This is a genomic window from Amycolatopsis balhimycina FH 1894 (assembly GCF_000384295.1).
GTDB classification, from domain to species: domain Bacteria; phylum Actinomycetota; class Actinomycetes; order Mycobacteriales; family Pseudonocardiaceae; genus Amycolatopsis; species Amycolatopsis balhimycina.
On sequence record NZ_KB913037.1, the window covers coordinates 6,002,779 to 6,018,622 of the forward strand.

The 15,844-nt window shown below is 71.5% G+C and carries 16 protein-coding genes; 11 read left to right on the forward strand and 5 right to left on the reverse strand.

Translation table 11 applies throughout. The features are described from left to right. The first annotated feature begins 107 nt into the window (after positions 1 to 107). Both A3CE_RS0127360 and A3CE_RS0127365 read left to right on the forward strand, forming a co-directional pair. Positions 108 to 680, forward strand: a complete 573-nt coding sequence (locus A3CE_RS0127360) for a sigma-70 family RNA polymerase sigma factor (protein ID WP_026468912.1) — start codon at positions 108 to 110, stop codon at positions 678 to 680. After that, complete coding sequence (locus tag A3CE_RS0127365) at positions 681 to 1,622, forward strand: anti-sigma-D factor RsdA (protein ID WP_020643285.1); 942 nt, start codon at positions 681 to 683, stop codon at positions 1,620 to 1,622. It begins immediately after the preceding gene. Between the two features lie 103 nt (positions 1,623 to 1,725). Here A3CE_RS0127365 and A3CE_RS0127370 read toward each other — a convergent pair whose 3' ends face one another. Beyond that, positions 1,726 to 2,121: a DUF5319 domain-containing protein gene (locus A3CE_RS0127370; protein ID WP_003073549.1), complete on the reverse strand. Its 396-nt coding sequence runs from the start codon at positions 2,119 to 2,121 to the stop codon at positions 1,726 to 1,728. 147 nt (positions 2,122 to 2,268) lie between these two features. On the opposite strand from A3CE_RS0127370, the gene guaB reads away from it, so the two are divergent. The 5 genes from guaB (at position 2,269) to A3CE_RS0127395 (ending at position 6,609) form a co-directional block, all read left to right on the forward strand. Continuing rightward, a complete protein-coding gene (gene guaB, locus A3CE_RS0127375; protein ID WP_020643287.1) occupies positions 2,269 to 3,780 on the forward strand; it encodes an IMP dehydrogenase in 1,512 nt (503 codons plus the stop codon). Between the two features lie 76 nt (positions 3,781 to 3,856). Then, positions 3,857 to 4,309 carry a DUF3574 domain-containing protein gene (locus tag A3CE_RS0127380; RefSeq protein ID WP_026468913.1) on the forward strand — a complete coding sequence of 151 codons (453 nt, stop codon included), beginning with the start codon at positions 3,857 to 3,859 and terminating at the stop codon, positions 4,307 to 4,309. A gap of 74 nt (positions 4,310 to 4,383) precedes the next feature. After that, the gene (locus tag A3CE_RS0127385; protein WP_020643289.1) at positions 4,384 to 4,911 is read left to right on the forward strand and encodes a hypothetical protein; all 528 of its coding nucleotides are present in this window, start codon (positions 4,384 to 4,386) and stop codon (positions 4,909 to 4,911) included. A 2-nt stretch (positions 4,912 to 4,913) separates the two neighbouring features. Further along, positions 4,914 to 5,399, forward strand: a complete 486-nt coding sequence (locus tag A3CE_RS0127390) for a hypothetical protein (RefSeq protein ID WP_020643290.1) — start codon at positions 4,914 to 4,916, stop codon at positions 5,397 to 5,399. A 76-nt stretch (positions 5,400 to 5,475) separates the two neighbouring features. Beyond that, positions 5,476 to 6,609: a GuaB3 family IMP dehydrogenase-related protein gene (locus A3CE_RS0127395; protein ID WP_020643291.1), complete on the forward strand. Its 1,134-nt coding sequence runs from the start codon at positions 5,476 to 5,478 to the stop codon at positions 6,607 to 6,609. Here the strand turns inward: A3CE_RS0127395 and A3CE_RS0127400 are convergent. Then, complete coding sequence (locus A3CE_RS0127400) at positions 6,593 to 6,787, reverse strand: DUF397 domain-containing protein (protein ID WP_020643292.1); 195 nt, start codon at positions 6,785 to 6,787, stop codon at positions 6,593 to 6,595. The two genes, A3CE_RS0127395 and A3CE_RS0127400, sit on opposite strands and share 17 nt — an antisense overlap. Positions 6,788 to 6,952: 165 nt before the next feature. Here A3CE_RS0127400 and A3CE_RS0127405 point away from each other — a divergent pair, with 165 nt between their 5' ends. Beyond that, positions 6,953 to 8,662 (forward strand): GMC family oxidoreductase, encoded by a 1,710-nt coding sequence (locus A3CE_RS0127405; RefSeq protein ID WP_020643293.1) that lies wholly within the window; start codon positions 6,953 to 6,955, stop codon positions 8,660 to 8,662. Positions 8,663 to 8,935: 273 nt separating this feature from the next. Beyond that, complete coding sequence (locus A3CE_RS0127410; RefSeq protein ID WP_020643294.1) at positions 8,936 to 10,414, forward strand: FAD-binding oxidoreductase; 1,479 nt, start codon at positions 8,936 to 8,938, stop codon at positions 10,412 to 10,414. 10 nt (positions 10,415 to 10,424) lie between these two features. Here the strand turns inward: A3CE_RS0127410 and A3CE_RS0127415 are convergent, their stop codons facing one another. Both A3CE_RS0127415 and A3CE_RS0127420 read right to left on the reverse strand, forming a co-directional pair. Beyond that, the gene (locus A3CE_RS0127415; RefSeq protein WP_020643295.1) at positions 10,425 to 11,870 is read right to left on the reverse strand and encodes an aldehyde dehydrogenase family protein; all 1,446 of its coding nucleotides are present in this window, start codon (positions 11,868 to 11,870) and stop codon (positions 10,425 to 10,427) included. Between the two features lie 55 nt (positions 11,871 to 11,925). Further along, on the reverse strand, positions 11,926 to 12,960 hold the full coding sequence (locus A3CE_RS0127420; protein ID WP_020643296.1) for a zinc-dependent alcohol dehydrogenase family protein: 1,035 nt from the start codon (positions 12,958 to 12,960) through the stop codon (positions 11,926 to 11,928). Between the two features lie 72 nt (positions 12,961 to 13,032). Here A3CE_RS0127420 and A3CE_RS0127425 point away from each other — a divergent pair, with 72 nt between their 5' ends. Beyond that, positions 13,033 to 13,638, forward strand: coding sequence for a rhomboid family intramembrane serine protease (locus A3CE_RS0127425; protein ID WP_026468914.1), 606 nt, complete (start codon positions 13,033 to 13,035; stop codon positions 13,636 to 13,638). On the opposite strand, the gene A3CE_RS0127430 is transcribed toward A3CE_RS0127425, so the two are convergent. Beyond that, positions 13,606 to 14,151, reverse strand: a complete 546-nt coding sequence (locus A3CE_RS0127430; protein WP_020643298.1) for a DinB family protein — start codon at positions 14,149 to 14,151, stop codon at positions 13,606 to 13,608. The genes A3CE_RS0127425 and A3CE_RS0127430 overlap by 33 nt on opposite strands. Before the next feature lie 109 nt (positions 14,152 to 14,260). On the opposite strand from A3CE_RS0127430, the gene guaA reads away from it, so the two are divergent. Then, a complete protein-coding gene (gene guaA, locus A3CE_RS0127435; protein ID WP_020643299.1) occupies positions 14,261 to 15,817 on the forward strand; it encodes a glutamine-hydrolyzing GMP synthase in 1,557 nt (518 codons plus the stop codon). Positions 15,818 to 15,844 lie beyond the last annotated feature (27 nt).

A 15,844-nucleotide genomic window follows, 5' to 3' on the forward strand; every position in this document is an offset into this window, starting at 1 on the left:
TCCGGACCGGCCCGCAGGTACGGTAGCGGTCACCGGTGCGCGGTGGAGGGCAACCTCGAGCCGGACTCTTTGCACGCCTACACGTAACACTGGGACTGTTGTCTGCGATGGCCAATGTGGGGGATGGACTGGATGAACCGGTCGCCGCTGCTGTCGAGGGAGATCCCCAGGCAGTGGAGCGGCTGCTGGCTGCTATCCGTCCACTGGTAGTGCGGTATTGCCGCGCCCGGGTTGGCAGGCAGGAGCGATCGTTCGCTTCGGCAGACGACGTTGCGCAGGAGGTGTGTCTCGCGGTGCTAACGGCATTGCCTTCGTACCGTGACCAAGGCCGCCCATTTTTGGCGTTCGTCTACGGGATCGCCCAGCACAAGGTGGCCGACGCGCATCGCGCGGCGGCGCGCAACCGGGCCGAGCCGGTGGCCGAAATCCCCGACGAGGTCGAAGGCGGGGTCGGCCCCGAGCAGCGGGCGCTGCAAGGTGAACTGAACGAGCGGATGTCCCAGTTGTTGCAGGTGCTGCCGGACAAGCAGCGGGAGATCGTGGTGCTCCGCGTGGTCGTCGGCCTGTCGGCGGAGGAGACCGCGGACGCGGTCGGCTCCACCCCCGGCGCCGTCCGCGTCGCCCAGCACCGCGCCCTCGCGCGGCTGAGAAAGGTCCTGGCCGCGGAGGAGGTGATCTGAGTGACCGGTCACGAGAGAGGTTTCGAACCGGATGACGTTTTCGGCAGTGGCCTGACGGCGTCGGAGGCGGAGTTCGCCGCCGACCTGTCGGCTGTACAAGCCGACGACGCGCTGCTCGACGCGCTCGGCGGGTCCGACCCGGCGCTCGCCGACGGTCTCGGCGACCAGGAGCTCAACGCGTTGCTGGTGGCGTGGCGAAGAGACATCGACAGTGAGCCACTGGCCGAGCTCGTCGACGTCGACACCGCTGTGCGCACCGTCAGCACCGCCGCTCTCGCGAAGCGGCACGCCTCGGGCGGACGCCGCCGCAGGCTGCTCGTCCCGGTCGCCGTCGCCGCCGCCGTGCTGGCGATCGCGTTCACCGGGACCGGGCTGGCCGCGCGCTCCGCCGAACCCGGCGACACCCTGTGGGGCCTCGCCAAGGTCCTCTACTCCGATCACACCCGCTCGGTCGAGGCGGCCGCGACGGCCAAGCTCGACCTCGAGAAGGCCAACCTGGCCATCGCCGGCGGCAACCTCGACGCCGCTCGCGCGGCCCTCCGGGACGCCCAGGCCGCGCTGTCGCAGGTCACCGACGAGGAGAACCGCGACCAGCTGATGGAGCAGCACCGGCAGCTCGCCGCCCAGCTGCAGAATCCCGGAGCCCCGGTCCAGGGCCCGATCCAGACCTCCCTGCCGTCGGCTTCGTCCGGCGCCCCGACGTCGCAGGCGCCGCCGGCCGGCTCGGCGACGTCCATCCCCGGCAGCGGCAGCGGCACCACGAGCATCCCCGGCACGGTGACGCCGACCCCGACGCCGCCGAGCACGACACCGCCACCACCGCCGCCGCCCACGACCGACCCGCCGCCGCCGACCACCACGGCCGCCAGCGGGAACGAACCGGGAACGCCGCGCAGCGAGTCCGCCGGCGGGCAGCAGCAGGGCGTCACCCAGACGCCGTAGTCAGTCGATGCCGTAGTCAGTCGGTGCAGTAGTCCTCAGCCCGTGAAAAAGCCCTGGTGAGCAATCTCACCAGGGCTTTTTCACGGGTATGGGGTCGGTGCGGTCAGTAGGCGCTTTCGTTGGCCGTCACGCCGTCGGCGAAGCCGCGGCAGTAGTCCCAGCTCACGTAGTCGCCGGGGTTCGGGTCGTAGGCCGGCTCGTGCGGCCGCATCCGGCCGTCGGCCAGCAGCTGCTCGAGGCTGGCCCGCAGGAGGTGCCAGTCGTGGTAGTGCGGTTCGTCGCACTCGCCACAGTCGACGACGATCCCGCGGACTCCGCGGGGTTCGAGCAGGGCCTGGTAGACGGCCAGATCCGAGAGATCGGCCAGCAGTTCGGTGCGTTCGGAGTCGCTGATCGGCTCGTCCAGCCGATCCTCGGGGTCTCCGAACGCGCGGGCGGGGTCGTCCGGGTCGTCCGCGAACGGGTCTGGAGGCAGGACATCGTGCGCCACGGCCTGCACGGTACCGGTCGGCCCCGGCGGCTCGCCCACCGCCCGGGGCGGGCAGCGCGCGGTGGATATCATGAGGGGAAGGCTCCGGGTCGCCACTGATCTTGAATCGACTGCAGCGACCCCGCACATCCCGCGCCAGGAAGGCCCTTCACCCGCATGACCAGCGACGGCACCACCGCCCCCGTTCCGGCCAAGTTCGCGATGCTCGGCCTGACTTTCGACGACGTGCTGCTGCTGCCGGCCGAATCGGACGTAGTTCCCAGTGCCGTCGACACGAGCTCCCGGCTGACCCGGAACATCACCCTCGGCGTCCCGCTGGTGTCCGCGGCGATGGACACCGTCACCGAGGCTCGGATGGCGATCGCCATGGCCCGCCAGGGCGGCATCGGCGTGCTCCAGCGCAACCTGCCGATCGACGAGCAGGCCGCGGCGGTCGAGGTCGTCAAGCGGTCCGAGGCCGGCATGGTCACCGACCCGGTCACCTGCGCGCCGGACGCGACGCTGGCCGAGGTCGACGCGCTGTGCGCGAAGTTCCGCATCTCCGGCGTGCCGGTGACCGACGCGGCCGGGACGCTGGTGGGCATCATCACCAACCGCGACATGCGGTTCGAGGTGGACCACAGCCGCCCGGTGTCCGAGGTCATGACGAAGCCGCCGCTGATCACCGCGCAGGTCGGGGTGTCGGCGGACGCGGCGCTCGGCCTGCTGCGCCGGCACAAGATCGAGAAGCTGCCGATCGTCGACGGCGCGGGCAAGCTGCGCGGGCTGATCACGGTCAAGGACTTCGTGAAGACCGAGCAGTACCCGAAGGCGACGAAGGACCCGGACGGCCGGCTCATCGTCGGCGCCGCGGTCGGCGTCGGCCCGGACGGGCACCAGCGCGCGATGGCGCTGGCCGACGCGGGCGTCGACGTGCTGATGGTCGACACCGCGCACGGGCACTCCCGCGCGGTGGTCGACACGGTCTCGCTGCTGAAGAAGGAGCTGGGCGACTCGGTCGACATCGTCGGCGGCAACGTCGCGACGCGGGCGGGCGCGCAGGCGCTGGTCGACGCGGGCGCGGACGGCATCAAGGTCGGCGTCGGCCCAGGTTCGATCTGCACGACCCGGATCGTGGCCGGCGTCGGCGTCCCGCAGATCTCGGCCATCTACGAGGCCGACCTGGCGGCACGCCCGGCGGGCATCCCGGTGATCGGCGACGGCGGCATCCAGTACTCCGGCGACATCGCGAAGGCCATCGCGGCCGGCGCGTCCACGGTGATGCTGGGCAGCCTGCTCGCGGGCACGGCCGAGTCCCCGGGCGACCTGATCCTGGTCAACGGCAAGCAGTTCAAGGTCTACCGCGGCATGGGCTCGCTGGGCGCGATGCAGTCCCGCGGCCAGGGCAAGTCCTACTCGAAGGACCGCTACGCCCAGGACGACGTGCTCAACGAGGACAAGCTGGTCCCCGAGGGCATCGAGGGCCGGATCCCGTTCCGCGGTCCCCTCGCCAACGTCGTGCACCAGCTGGTCGGCGGCCTGCGCGCCGGCATGGGGTACGCGGGCGCGGAGACGATCGCGCAGATGCAGGAGGCCCAGCTGGTCCGGATCACCGCGGCCGGGCTCAAGGAGAGCCACCCGCACGACATCACCATGACGGTCGAGGCACCCAACTACACGACTCGCTGAGTCTGCCCCATCGGACATTCCGCCGGTCCTCCTTGATCGAAAGACTGGGTTTCCAGCGATCGAGGAGGTAGGCGGGATGGCGGTTTCGCGACGGATGGTGGCGACGGTGGCCGCGGCGGCAGTACTGGGACTCGGCGGCGGTGTGGCAGCTTCGTCCGCCTCGGCGTCCCCGGGCACGGTGACCGCGGCCCAGACGTCACCGGGGGAGATCTGGAAGCGCACCGAACTCTTCTTCGGCACCGGCAAGCCGGACGGCACCGAGGTGACCGACAAGGAGTTCGCCGCCTTCTCCGAACGGGAGATCACTCCCGCCTTCCCCGACGGCTTCACCCGGCTGGACGGCAGTGGCCAGTGGCGCGGCGGCACCGGCGCGATCGTGCGGGAGCACACGCATGTGATCGTGCTGCTCTACCCGTTCGGGAACCGTGACGCCGAACGGGAGATCGAAGAGCTCCGCGCCGACTACAGAAAACAGTTCCAGCAGGAGTCGGTACTGCGTTCGGACTCCGTGGAGAAGGTCTCCTTCTGAGTTTTCGTGACCTAGCGTGCTTACGGTAATCGGCCTATCGCCTTGCGTGGCAGTCGTGGTGTGCACTGAACGGCATGACGGTCGGCCGGTTCACACGCGTGCTGCGCAAGGTGTTCTTCGCGGCCGTCGCCCTGCTCTCGCTGGCCCTCGGTGGCGTGGTCTGCCTGATGTGCCAGGTGCTGGCCGGCCGGGACGCGCCGACCTACCGCGTCGAAGGGCACGTGACCTCCCACGAGCAGGGCGCGCTCCCGGTCGGCGGGGACGAGGAGGCGGTCAGCCACACCATCGCGGTCGACGCCGGCGACCGGCACTATCGCGTCACCGCGGTGGACCCCGGCCTGGACCTGCCACCCGGCCAGCCGGTGACACTCGACGTGTCGACGGCGGACGGCAGCATCGCGTACCTGCGGGCCGGCGGCGGCGTCGTCGACCTGCGCCAGGGCGTGATCCGGCCGGTCCTGCTCATCACCGCGGCCCTGCTCGCCCTGGGCGCGGTGTACTACGGCGCGGTCCGGCTCAACGTCTACCCGCCGGTCGCGACTTGGCTGGCACTGGCGCTGGGCGCGGTCCTGGCGCCGGTCGCCGTGTTCGTGAGGGTGTAGCGATGGCCGCCGGACTGGTCGCAGCCGTGGTGAGCGCGGCCTTCGGCGGGGTCGTGCTGGCCCTCGGGATGCTCGGCGTCCTCGAGGCGGACGGACCGGCCGGGCGGGAAGAAGCCACCGTGGAGACGCGGGGTCAGCACGTGGACAGCTCGAGAGGCCACCTGTACGACCTCGTCCTCCGCACGGCGTCCGGCGAGCACTTCGAGGTCAGCTCGGCCGACGCCGGCCTCGACCTGGAGCCGGGGTTGCCGGTTCGCCTGGAAATCTCCGAGGTCGGGAGGTCGGTGCAGGCCGTCGAGGCCGGCGGCCGCCGGATCTCGACCGGGAACTCCGCCGTCGCGGCCGGCATCTTCGGGGTGCTGCTCGCGGTCACGCCGCTGCTCTTCGCGCTGATGATGGCCGTCGAGTCGGGACGGCCCGTCCTGGCCGCGCTGAGCGCGACGGCCGGGTTCCTGGCGGGCGCCTTGCCCGTGTTGCTGCTGTTCTAACCCCCGTGCGCGGGTCACCCACGCGGACTAGCGACAATGGGGCACGGCAGATTGTCGTCGTCGGAGGAGGCTTCACGTGCGGGACCTGGTCGAGATCGGGATGGGCCGCACCGCGCGGCGGGCGTACGACCTCGATGACGTCGAGATCGTGCCGTCGCGGCGGACCCGGTCGTCCTCGGTGGTGTCCACTTCATGGCAGATCGACGCCTACCGCTTCGACCTGCCGCTCGTCACGCACCCGACCGACGCGATCGTCTCGCCCGGCACCGCGGTCGCCGTCGGCGAGCTGGGCGGGCTCGGCGTGCTGAACGCCGAGGGCCTCTGGGCGCGGCACGCCAACGTCGAGGACGCCATCTTCCAGCTGGTCCGCGCGGCCGAGGACGTGGAGGACCCGACCGCGGTCGGCCGGGTGCTGCAGGAGCTGCACGCCGCGCCGGTCCGGCTCGACCTGCTGGCCGAGGCCATCAAGACGGTCCGCGAGTCCGGTGTCACGGTGGCCGCGCGCGTCAGCCCGCAGCACGCCGCCGAGCTGACCCCGGACCTGATCTCGGCCGGCGTCGAGATCCTCGTCGTGCAGGGCACGATCATCTCCGCCGAGCACGTGCAGCGCGACGCCGAGCCGCTGAACCTCAAGGAGTTCATCGGCCGCCTCGACGTGCCGGTGATCGCCGGCGGCGTCAGCGACTACCGCACCGCGATGCACCTGATGCGCACCGGCGCCGCGGGCGTCATCGTCGGCCACGGCTACACGCCGGGCGTGACGAGCACCGACCGCGTCCTCGGCATCGGTGTCCCGATGGCCACGGCGATCATCGACGCCGCGGCCGCCCGCCGTGACTACCTCGACGAGACCGGCGGCCGGTACGTCCACGTGCTCGCGGACGGCGGCATGACGACGTCGGGCGACATCGCGAAGGCCATCGCGTGCGGCGCGGACGCCGTCATGCTCGGTTCCCCGCTGGCCGCCGCGTCCGACGCGCCCGGGCAGGGCCTGTACTGGACGGCGGCGGCCGCGCACCCGTCACTGCCGCGCTCGCGCGTGGCGGCAGGCCCGGACTACGCCGTCGACCTGAAGACCCTGCTGTTCGGGCCGTCGTCCGACGCGGAAGGCGTCGTGAACCTCTTCGGGGCGCTGCGCCGGGCCATGGCGAAGACGGGCTACTCGGACCTCAAGGAGTTCCAGCGGGTCGGGCTCACCGTTCGCCGGTGAGGTGCGCGAGGAACGCCGAAAAAGCACCGGCGGAGTAGACGAGGGCCGGGCGGGGCACCTGATGCTTGGTGTCCCGTACCCCGACGACGCCGGGTCCGGCGCCGATCTCGACGCACGCGTTCTCTTCGAAGTGGCTGTGGCTCGACTTGCGCCAACCGGTGAGCTGCTCGGGGCCCATCGTGGTCCCTCCCGGAGATCGTGTCCCGCCCGACGGGTCTCGCCGACGTGAACATCGAGCTTCCAGTTTGCTACCCACGATCACCGCCGGTGAAGCGTCCGGAAGAGTGACTGGCCGGTAACTTACCTCTGGTCAGAACGCGAAGCCGGAGTTACGCTCCCACGTGTGACTGCCAGTAACACCACCACCAGTGCGGGTGGCCCCGACTACGACGTCGTCGTGGTGGGGTCGGGGTTCGGCGGCAGCGTCGCGGCGCTGCGGCTCACCGAGAAGGGCTACCGGGTAGCCGTGGTCGAGGCGGGCCGCCGGTTCGCCGACGACGAGTTCGCGAAGACGTCGTGGGACCTCAAGCGCTACCTCTGGGCGCCGCAGGTCGGCTGCTACGGGATCCAGCGCATCCACATGCTCAACGACGTCATGGTGCTGGCGGGCGCCGGTGTCGGCGGCGGTTCGCTCGTCTACGCGAACACGCTGTACCGGCCGCTCAAGCCGTTCTACGCCGACCGGCAGTGGGCGCACATCACCGACTGGGAGGCCGAGCTCGGCCCGCACTACGACCAGGCGAGCCGCATGCTCGGCGTCGTCACGAACCCGACCGTGACCCCGTCCGACGTCGTGATGCGCGACGTCGCGAAGGACATGGGCGTCGCCGATTCGTTCCACCCGACGCCCGTCGGCGTCTACTTCGGCAAGCCGGGCGAGCGCGCGAAGGACCCGTACTTCGGCGGCGCCGGCCCCGAGCGCACCGGCTGCACCGAATGCGGCTCCTGCATGACCGGCTGCCGCGTCGGCGCGAAGAACACGCTGGTCAAGAACTACCTCTACCTCGCCGAGCAGGACGGCGCGCAGGTCATCCCGCTCACCACGGTGACCGCGGTGACGCCGATCGACGGCGGCTACGAGGTCAGCCTGAAGAAGACCGGGACGACGTCCAGGAAGTTCCGGACCACCGTCACCGCCGAGAAGGTCGTCTTCGCCGCCGGGACCTGGGGCACCCAGAACCTGCTGCACCGGATGAAGGACACCGGACGGCTGCCGAAGCTGTCGCGACGGCTCGGCGAGCTGACGCGCACCAACTCCGAGGCCATCATCGGCGCCGCCCGCACCGAGGTCGACGAAAGCCGCAACTTCAGCCGCGGCGTCGCGATCACCTCGTCGATCCACCCGGACGAGCACACCCACATCGAGCCGGTCCGCTACGGCAAGGGCAGCAACGCCATGAGCCTGCTGCAGACCATCGCCACCGACGGCTCCTCGCCGGTGCCGCGCCGGCGGCAGCTCGCGCGGTTCCTGCTGAAGCACCCGATCTCCTCGGCGCGGATGCTCAACGGCTACCGCTGGAGCGAGCGCACGGTGATCCTGCTGGTGATGCAGAGCCTCGACAACTCGATCACCACGTACACGCGGCGCGGCCTCTTCGGCCGGCGCAAGTACACGTCGAAGCAGGGCCACGGCGAGCCGAACCCGAGTTTCATCCCGGCCGGGCACGAGGCGAACGTCCGCGCCGCCGAGCACATCGGCGGCATCGCCGGCGGCACCTGGGGCGAGATCTTCGACATCCCGCTGACCGCGCACTTCATCGGCGGCGTCCCGATCGGCGCCACGGACGGCGAAGGCGTCATCGACCCGTACCACCGCGTGTTCGGCTACCCCGGGCTGTCCGTCGTGGACGGCGCGGCGATCACCGCGAACCTCGGCGTGAACCCGTCGCTGACCATCGCGGCCCAGGCCGAGCGCGCGTTCTCCTTCTGGCCCAACAAGGGGGAGGCGGACCCGCGGCCACCGCAGGACGCGCCCTACGCCCGCCTGGAGCCGGTGACGCCGAAGAACCCGGCCGTTCCCGCGGAGGCCCCCGCCGCTCTGCGGCGGTCCTAGACTCGGGCCGTGACGGCATCCGAGAAGGCGCATGCGCTGCTCGACGGGATCAGGTCACCGGGGCCGTCGTGGCGCGGATGCGGCTGTCCGAGCTGGCCATCCACCTCGCCGACCTCGACCTCGACGGCGGCGGTCGGCTCCGCCCGGTGTCCGCCTCGCGCCCGCTCTACACTGGGCGTTCCCCGGCGCGAGGAGTCCGATGTGGACAGCATGAGCAGGCAGGGCTGAGCCGTGGCCGAGCAACCCGCCGGAGAGCCGCACGTCCACCACCATGTGGACGTGGACAGGCGGACGTTCCTGCGGCTCGCGGGTGTTTCGGCGGCCGGTGCCGTCGCCGCCGCGTGCGCGCCGGACGGCTCCCCGGCGCCGGTCGCGTCGACCGGCCCGACCGCGCCGCCGGCGTCCGGCGCGCCCACCAGCCGGCTGCCCACCGGGCCGCCGAACTGGGACGATCTGCGCAGCCAGCTGACCGGTGACCTGCTGCGCCCGGGCACCGACGGCTACGACATCGCCAAGCTCGCGTTCAACCCGGCCTTCGACAACAACAACCCGGTCGCCGTCGCGACGGCGTCCAACGTCCAGGACGTCCAGGCCTGCCTCCGGGCCGCCGCCGGGCGCGTGACCCTCGCCGCGCGCAGCGGCGGCCACAGCTACGCCGGCTACTCGGTGCCGCAAGGCGGCCTGGTGATCGACCTCGCGGCGTTGAACAAGATCGAGGTCGCGGGCGGCAAGGCCGTGATCGGCGCCGGCGCGAAGCTGAAGGACGTCTACGCCGCGCTGGGGCGGGCCGGGCGCGCGCTGCCCGCCGGGTCCTGCCCGACGGTCGGGATCGCCGGGCTGACCCTCGGCGGCGGCATCGGCGTGCTCGCCCGCAACTACGGCCTGACCTGCGACCACCTGAGGTCCGCACAGGTCGTCACGGCCGACGGCCGGAAGCTCACCGCGTCCGCGGACTCCGAGCCGGACCTGTACTGGGCCCTGCGCGGCGGGGGCGGCGGCAACTTCGGCATTGTGACCGAGTTCACCTTCGACACCGATCCGGCGCCGGACCTGACGGTGTTCACGCTGCGCTTCCCGGCCGGGGCCGCGGCCGGCGTGCTCACCGCGTGGCAGCAGTGGATCGCCGCGATGCCGCGGGAGCTCTGGGCGAACCTGGTGCTCTCGGGCGGTTCGCCGGTGCAGTGCCGCGTCAGCGGGTGCTACGTCGGCGGGGCCGCCGGGCTGAACACGCTGCTCAACAACCTGATCACGAACTCGGGTGCGCGGCCGGCGCAGCGCACCGTGCGCAGCCTGGACTACCTCGGCGCGATGAAGTTCTTCGAGGGCGGTTCGGACCGGCAGGCGTTCGTGGGGTCGTCGCGGATCATCACGACCCCGGTCGACGCCGAGAAGGTCGTCGCGCTCGCCGACGGCCGCACCGGCACCGACCTGCTGATCGACAGTCTCGGCGGCAAGGTCGCCGAACCGGCGAAGGACGCGACGGCGTTCTGGCACCGCGACGCGCTGGCGAGCGTGCAGGTCTACGCCGACGCGACGGCGAAGGACCGCGACAAGGCGGTCGGGTCGGTCGCCGAGGTCGTCGCGGGCCTCGCCGCGGCCGGCGCGGGCGGCGGGTACGTCAACTACATCGACCCGGCCCTGCCCGACTGGAAGGCCGCCTACTACGGCGACAACTCGAAGCGGCTGCAGGACGTCGCCAAGAAGTACGACCCCTTCAACGTCTTCCGGTTCGGGCAGGGCGTCATCAGTTAGCGGTCATCGGTCAGAGGTCGATGCCGGTGAAGACCGTGACGCGTTCCTCCGTCAGGTCGTGCATCGCGGCCAGGACGCCTTCGCGGCCGACGCCGGAGCCCTTGACGCCGCCGTAGGGCATCTGGTCGGCGCGGTAGGACGGCACGTCGCCGATGATCACGCCGCCCACCTCGAGTTCCGCCGACGCGTGGAAGGCCAGCTGGACGTCGGTGGTGAAGACGCCGGCCTGCAGCCCGTACGCGGATTCGTTGACCGAGCGGAACGCTTCGTCGACACCGTCCACAACGGACACCGCGAGGACCGGGCCGAAGATCTCCTCGTTCCAGGCCTTGGTGTCCGCCGGGACGTCGGTCAGCAGGGTCGGGGCGACGGTCGCGCCCTCGCGCGTGCCGCCGGTGAGCACCTTCGCGCCCGCGACGACAGCCTCGTCGACCCACGCGACGATCCGTTCGGCGGCGGCTTCGTCGACCACCGGGCCGACGTCGGTGTTGCGGTCGTACGGGTCGCCGGTCCGCTGCGCCTCGACGGCTTCCAGCAGCGCGGGCACGAACTCCTCGGCCACGGCGGCGTCCACGATCACCCGCTGCACCGCGATGCACGACTGGCCGGCCTGGTAGTTGCCGAAGGTGGCGATCCGGTGCGCGGCGCCTTCGGGGTCGGGCCAGTCGCGCAGCACGACGGCCGCCGCGTTGCCACCGAGCTCGAGCACGACGTGCTTGCGCGGCGCGGCGTCCTTGAGCGACCAGCCGACCGGGCCGGAGCCGGTGAACGACACGACGGGCAGCCGCGGGTCGGCGACGAGCGCCCGCGTCTCTTCGTTTCCCAGCGGCAGCACGGAGAACGCGCCTTCCGGCAGGTCCGTCTCGGCCAGGAGCTCGCCGAGGACCAAGGCCGACAACGGCGTCCGCGGCGCGGGCTTGACGATGATCGGCGCGCCGATCGCCAGCGACGGCGCGACCTTGTGCGCGACCAGGTTGAGCGGGAAGTTGAACGGCGCGATGCCGAGCACCGGCCCGCGCGGGACGCGGCGGGTCAGCGCCAGCCGCGCCTCACCCGCGGGGTCGGTGTCGAGGCGCTGGACGTCGCCGGTGAAGCGGCGGGCTTCTTCGGCGGCGATGCGGAACACCGACACCGCGCGCTTCACCTCGGCTTCGGCCCATTTGAGCGGTTTGCCGTTCTCGGCGGTGATCACCTCGGCGATCTCCTCGGCGCGCGCGGCGAGCCCGCGGGAGACGTGGTCGAGCGCCCCCGCGCGGACGTGCGCGGGAGTGCGCCGGAACTCCCTGGCGACGGCCGCCGCGGCGGCGACCGCGCGTTCGACCTGCTCCGGCCCGGGCACGGCGACCGTGGCGACCTCGCTGCCGTCGTACGGGTGGTGCACGACGAGGGTGGTGGCGCCCGGCTCGGGGCGGCCGGCGATCCAGGCGGGCCGCGGCTCGGGGGTGATCATGTCCATGTGCACCAACGTAATCCGGGTGGGGGTGCGGCCGGCGGACCCCCACCCGGACGGGTCACGGCTTGATGAGCACTTTCAGCGCTTCGCGGTCCGCCATCGCGCGGTAGCCGTCGGGCACGCCTTCGACGTCGATGGTCCGGTCGAAGACCTTGCCGGGCTGGTACTTGCCGTCGAGGACGTCCGGCAGCAGCTCCGGGATGTAGTGCCGGGCCGGGGCGACGCCGCCGGTGACGGTGATGTTGCGCCGGAACACGCCCACGCCGATCGGCCCGTCCTCGTACTGCGGCAGGCCGACCCGGCTGACGGCCCCACCCGCGCGCACGACCCCGATCCCCATCTCGAACGCGCCCTTCGTGCCGACGCACTCCAGAACGGCGTGCGTGCCGCGGCCGTTCGTCAGCTCGCGCACCCTCTCGATGCCTTCGTCGCCGCGCTCGGCGACGACGTCGGTCGCCCCGAACTCACGGCCGAGGTCGGTGCGCGCCCGGTGGCGTCCCATCAGGACGATCCGGTCGGCGCCGAGGCGCTTCGCGGCGAGGACGGCGGAGAGGCCGACCGCGCCGTCGCCGATCACGGTGACGTTCTGGCCCTGGCTCACCCGCGCCTTCACCGCGGCGTGGTGGCCGGTGGAGAACACGTCCGAAAGCGTCAGCATCGACGCGAGCAGGTCATCGTCTTCGGTGTGCGGCAGCTTGACGAGCGTGCCGTCGGCCTGCGGCACCCGCACGGCCTCGCCCTGGCCACCGTCGACGCCCTTCGCACCCCAGCCACCGCCGTGCAGGCAAGACGTCTGGAGCCCTTCGCGGCAGAACTCGCAGGTGTTGTCGGACCAGACGAACGGCGCGACCGCGAGGTCGCCCTTCTTGACGCTGGTGACCTCGGCGCCGGTTTCCTCGACGACGCCGAGGAACTCGTGTCCGATGCGGCGCCCGCGTTCGCTCGGCTTCATGTCGGCGTACGGCCAGAGGTCGCTCCCGCAGATGCAGGACCGCACCACTCGCAGGACGACGTCGGTCGGCTCGACCAGCTTCGGATCGGGGACGGTTTCCACCCGGACGTCGCCGGCGCCGTAGATGACTGTCGCTCGCATGCAATGCCTTCCCGTGGAGGTTCGTGACAAACGTCGGGGTACGGCGGCGGTGTCGCGCCTAGATTCTCCGTCATGACCAGGCCGATCGCAGCCCGCAACCCGTTCGGGGCACTCGCCACGGGACCACGCCGCCCCGTGCTGACGGCCGCGGTGTTCGCCGTGACGCTGGCGTGCGGGATCGCGCAGCTGGCGCACCGGCCACTGTACGACGCGGTCGTCCGCGACGCGGCCCGCATCGACGCGGGCGAGTGGTACCGCCTGGTCACGGGCATGTTCTTCCAGGACGGGTGGGTGTTCGGCCTGGTATCCAACCTGCTCTGGCTGGCGGTGTTCGGCACGCTCGCCGAGCGCGTCTTCGGCCGCGCGAAGTGGCTGCTGCTCTACTTCGGCTGCGGACTGTTCGGCCAGTTCATGAGCTACGTCTGGCTGAACCCGGTCGGCGCGGGCAACTCGATGTGCGTCGTGGGCCTGATCGGCGCGCTGGCCGCCGTGGTCATGGTGGCCTCGCGCCGCTACGGAGTCGTGCCGCCGGTGCAGTTCCGGATCATGGCGTTCGCGGTGCCGGTGCTGGCCGTGATCGACACTGTGGTGCACGACAACCACGGCCTGCCCGCGCTGCTCGGCCTGGCGCTGGGCTTCCTGCTGCTACCGGCTCCGGTAAAGGTCGCGCAGCAGTAGGACCTCGGCGCAGTGGTGGATCATCTCGCGGTGGATGTGCAGCACCAGCGTGGCCATCGGGTACTCCGCGTACGGCCCCTCCGCCGGTCCGCACGGCCGCGCCAGGGCTTCCTCGTCGAGGCCTTGGACGCCCGCGACCCACTGCGCGTACAGCTTGTCGAGTTCCGACAGCGCTTCGGCGGCCGTCCCGGGGTAAGGGTAGGTGTCGTAGCCGATCGGCTCGCCGCCGAAGTGGGACCCGATCCGCGCGCCCAGCACCCCGACCAGGATGTGGCCGAGCCGCCAGGCGATCGTCGTCACCGGTGGCGGTGCCGGCTCCGGGAAGGCGAAGTCGATGGTGAACGGGCCCGTCCCGGGTTCGTCGTCCGACTTCCGCGGACGCACGGTCCAGCAGCCCGCGACCGGCTCCCACAGGTACTCGTCGTCGGTCAGCCCCTCGAGCTTCGGGCGCGTGTGCACCTTCCAGTGGAAGTCGAGCTGGTCGGTCAGTTCCTTCGTCCAGTTCACAGCCATACCGCGCACCGTAGGGCGGATCGAGGACAGCACCGGCCCTGAATCCCGGGTGACCCGGCCCACCTGGGACGATGGGTGCCGAAACCCACTGTTGCCAGGAGGTCGCCAGGTGCCCAGTCCCACCGGTCCGGTTCTCGTCGTGGACTTCGGGGCGCAGTACGCGCAGCTGATCGCCCGGCGCGTCCGCGAGGCACAGATCTACTCGGAGGTCGTTCCGCACAGCGCGTCCACCGAAGAGATCCTCGCGAAGAACCCCGCGGCGATCATCCTCTCCGGCGGCCCTTCGAGCGTGTACGCCGAAGGCGCGCCGGGTATGGACCCGAAGCTCACCGAAGCCGGCGTGCCGATGTTCGGCATCTGCTACGGCCACCAGCTGCTGGCCAGCGCGCTCGGCGGCGTCGTCGAACCCACCGGCGTCCGCGAGTTCGGCCGCACCGAGGTCCGCGTCACCGGTGACGGCGGTGTCCTGCACGCCGGCCTGCCCGCGCACCAGCCCGCCTGGATGAGCCACAACGACAGCGTCACCAAGGCGCCGGAAGGCTCGGTCGTCACCGCGTCGTCGGATGGCGCCGTGGTCGCCGGCTTCGAAGACGTCGAGCGCCGTTTCGCCGGCGTCCAGTACCACCCGGAGGTCGCGCACTCGCCGCACGGCCAGGAGGTGCTGCGCCGGTTCCTGCGCGACATCGCCGGTATCGAGCCGCAGTGGACGACGTCGTCGATCGTCGAGGAGCAGATCAAGCGGATCAGCGACCAGATCGGCGACGGCCGCGCTATCTGCGGCCTGTCCGGCGGCGTCGACTCCGCCGTGGCGGCGGCGCTGGTCCAGCGCGCCATCGGCGACCGGCTGACCTGCGTGTTCGTCGACCACGGCCTGCTGCGCGCGGGCGAGCGCACCCAGGTCGAGCAGGACTTCGTCTCCGCGACCGGGGTCAACCTCATCACCATCGACGCGCGGGAACGCTTCCTCGACGCGCTGGCCGGCGTCACCGACCCGGAGCAGAAGCGCAAGATCATCGGCCGCGAGTTCATCCGCGTCTTCGAGCAGGCCGAGCGGGACCTGAAAGCCCAGGGTGACTACAAGTTCCTCGTCCAGGGCACGCTGTACCCGGACGTTGTCGAGTCCGGCGGCGGCGAGGGCACGGCCAACATCAAGAGCCACCACAACGTCGGCGGCCTGCCGGACGACCTGCAGTTCGAGCTGGTCGAGCCGCTGCGGCTGCTGTTCAAGGACGAGGTCCGGCGCGTCGGCCTCGAGCTGGGCCTGCCCGAGACGATCGTGCAGCGCCAGCCGTTCCCCGGCCCCGGCCTCGGCATCCGCATCATCGGCGCGGTCGACCAGGAGCGCCTCGACACCTTGCGCGCGGCCGACCTGATCGCCCGCGAGGAGCTGACGGCGGCCGGGCTGGACCGCAGCATCTGGCAGTGCCCGGTGGTGCTGCTGGCCGACGTCCGCAGCGTCGGCGTCCAGGGCGACGGCCGGACCTACGGGCACCCGGTGGTGCTACGGCCGGTGTCGTCGGAGGACGCGATGACCGCGGACTGGACGCGCCTGCCCTACGACGTCCTGGAGCGGATCTCGACCCGCATCACCAACGAGGTGCCGGAGGTCAACCGGGTGGTCCTGGACGTCACGTCCAAGCCGCCGGGCACCATCGAGTGGGAGTGATCCTCCCGTGAACAGGGCTCGAGGCCC

Excerpts from the sequence above, each read along its gene's own strand:
- A3CE_RS0127415 (WP_020643295.1), bottom strand. The coding sequence starts at position 11,870 with ATGGACATGATCACCCCCGAGCCGCGGCCCGCCTGGATCGCCGGCCGC.
- A3CE_RS0127360 (WP_026468912.1), top strand. The coding sequence starts at position 108 with ATGGCCAATGTGGGGGATGGACTGGATGAACCGGTCGCCGCTGCTGTC.
- A3CE_RS0127425 (WP_026468914.1), top strand. The coding sequence starts at position 13,033 with ATGACCAGGCCGATCGCAGCCCGCAACCCGTTCGGGGCACTCGCCACG.
- A3CE_RS0127380 (WP_026468913.1), top strand. The coding sequence starts at position 3,857 with ATGGCGGTTTCGCGACGGATGGTGGCGACGGTGGCCGCGGCGGCAGTA.
- guaB (WP_020643287.1), top strand. The coding sequence starts at position 2,269 with ATGACCAGCGACGGCACCACCGCCCCCGTTCCGGCCAAGTTCGCGATG.
- A3CE_RS0127420 (WP_020643296.1), bottom strand. The coding sequence starts at position 12,960 with ATGCGAGCGACAGTCATCTACGGCGCCGGCGACGTCCGGGTGGAAACC.
- A3CE_RS0127385 (WP_020643289.1), top strand. The coding sequence starts at position 4,384 with ATGACGGTCGGCCGGTTCACACGCGTGCTGCGCAAGGTGTTCTTCGCG.
- A3CE_RS0127400 (WP_020643292.1), bottom strand. The coding sequence starts at position 6,787 with ATGGGCCCCGAGCAGCTCACCGGTTGGCGCAAGTCGAGCCACAGCCAC.
- A3CE_RS0127390 (WP_020643290.1), top strand. The coding sequence starts at position 4,914 with ATGGCCGCCGGACTGGTCGCAGCCGTGGTGAGCGCGGCCTTCGGCGGG.
- A3CE_RS0127430 (WP_020643298.1), bottom strand. The coding sequence starts at position 14,151 with ATGGCTGTGAACTGGACGAAGGAACTGACCGACCAGCTCGACTTCCAC.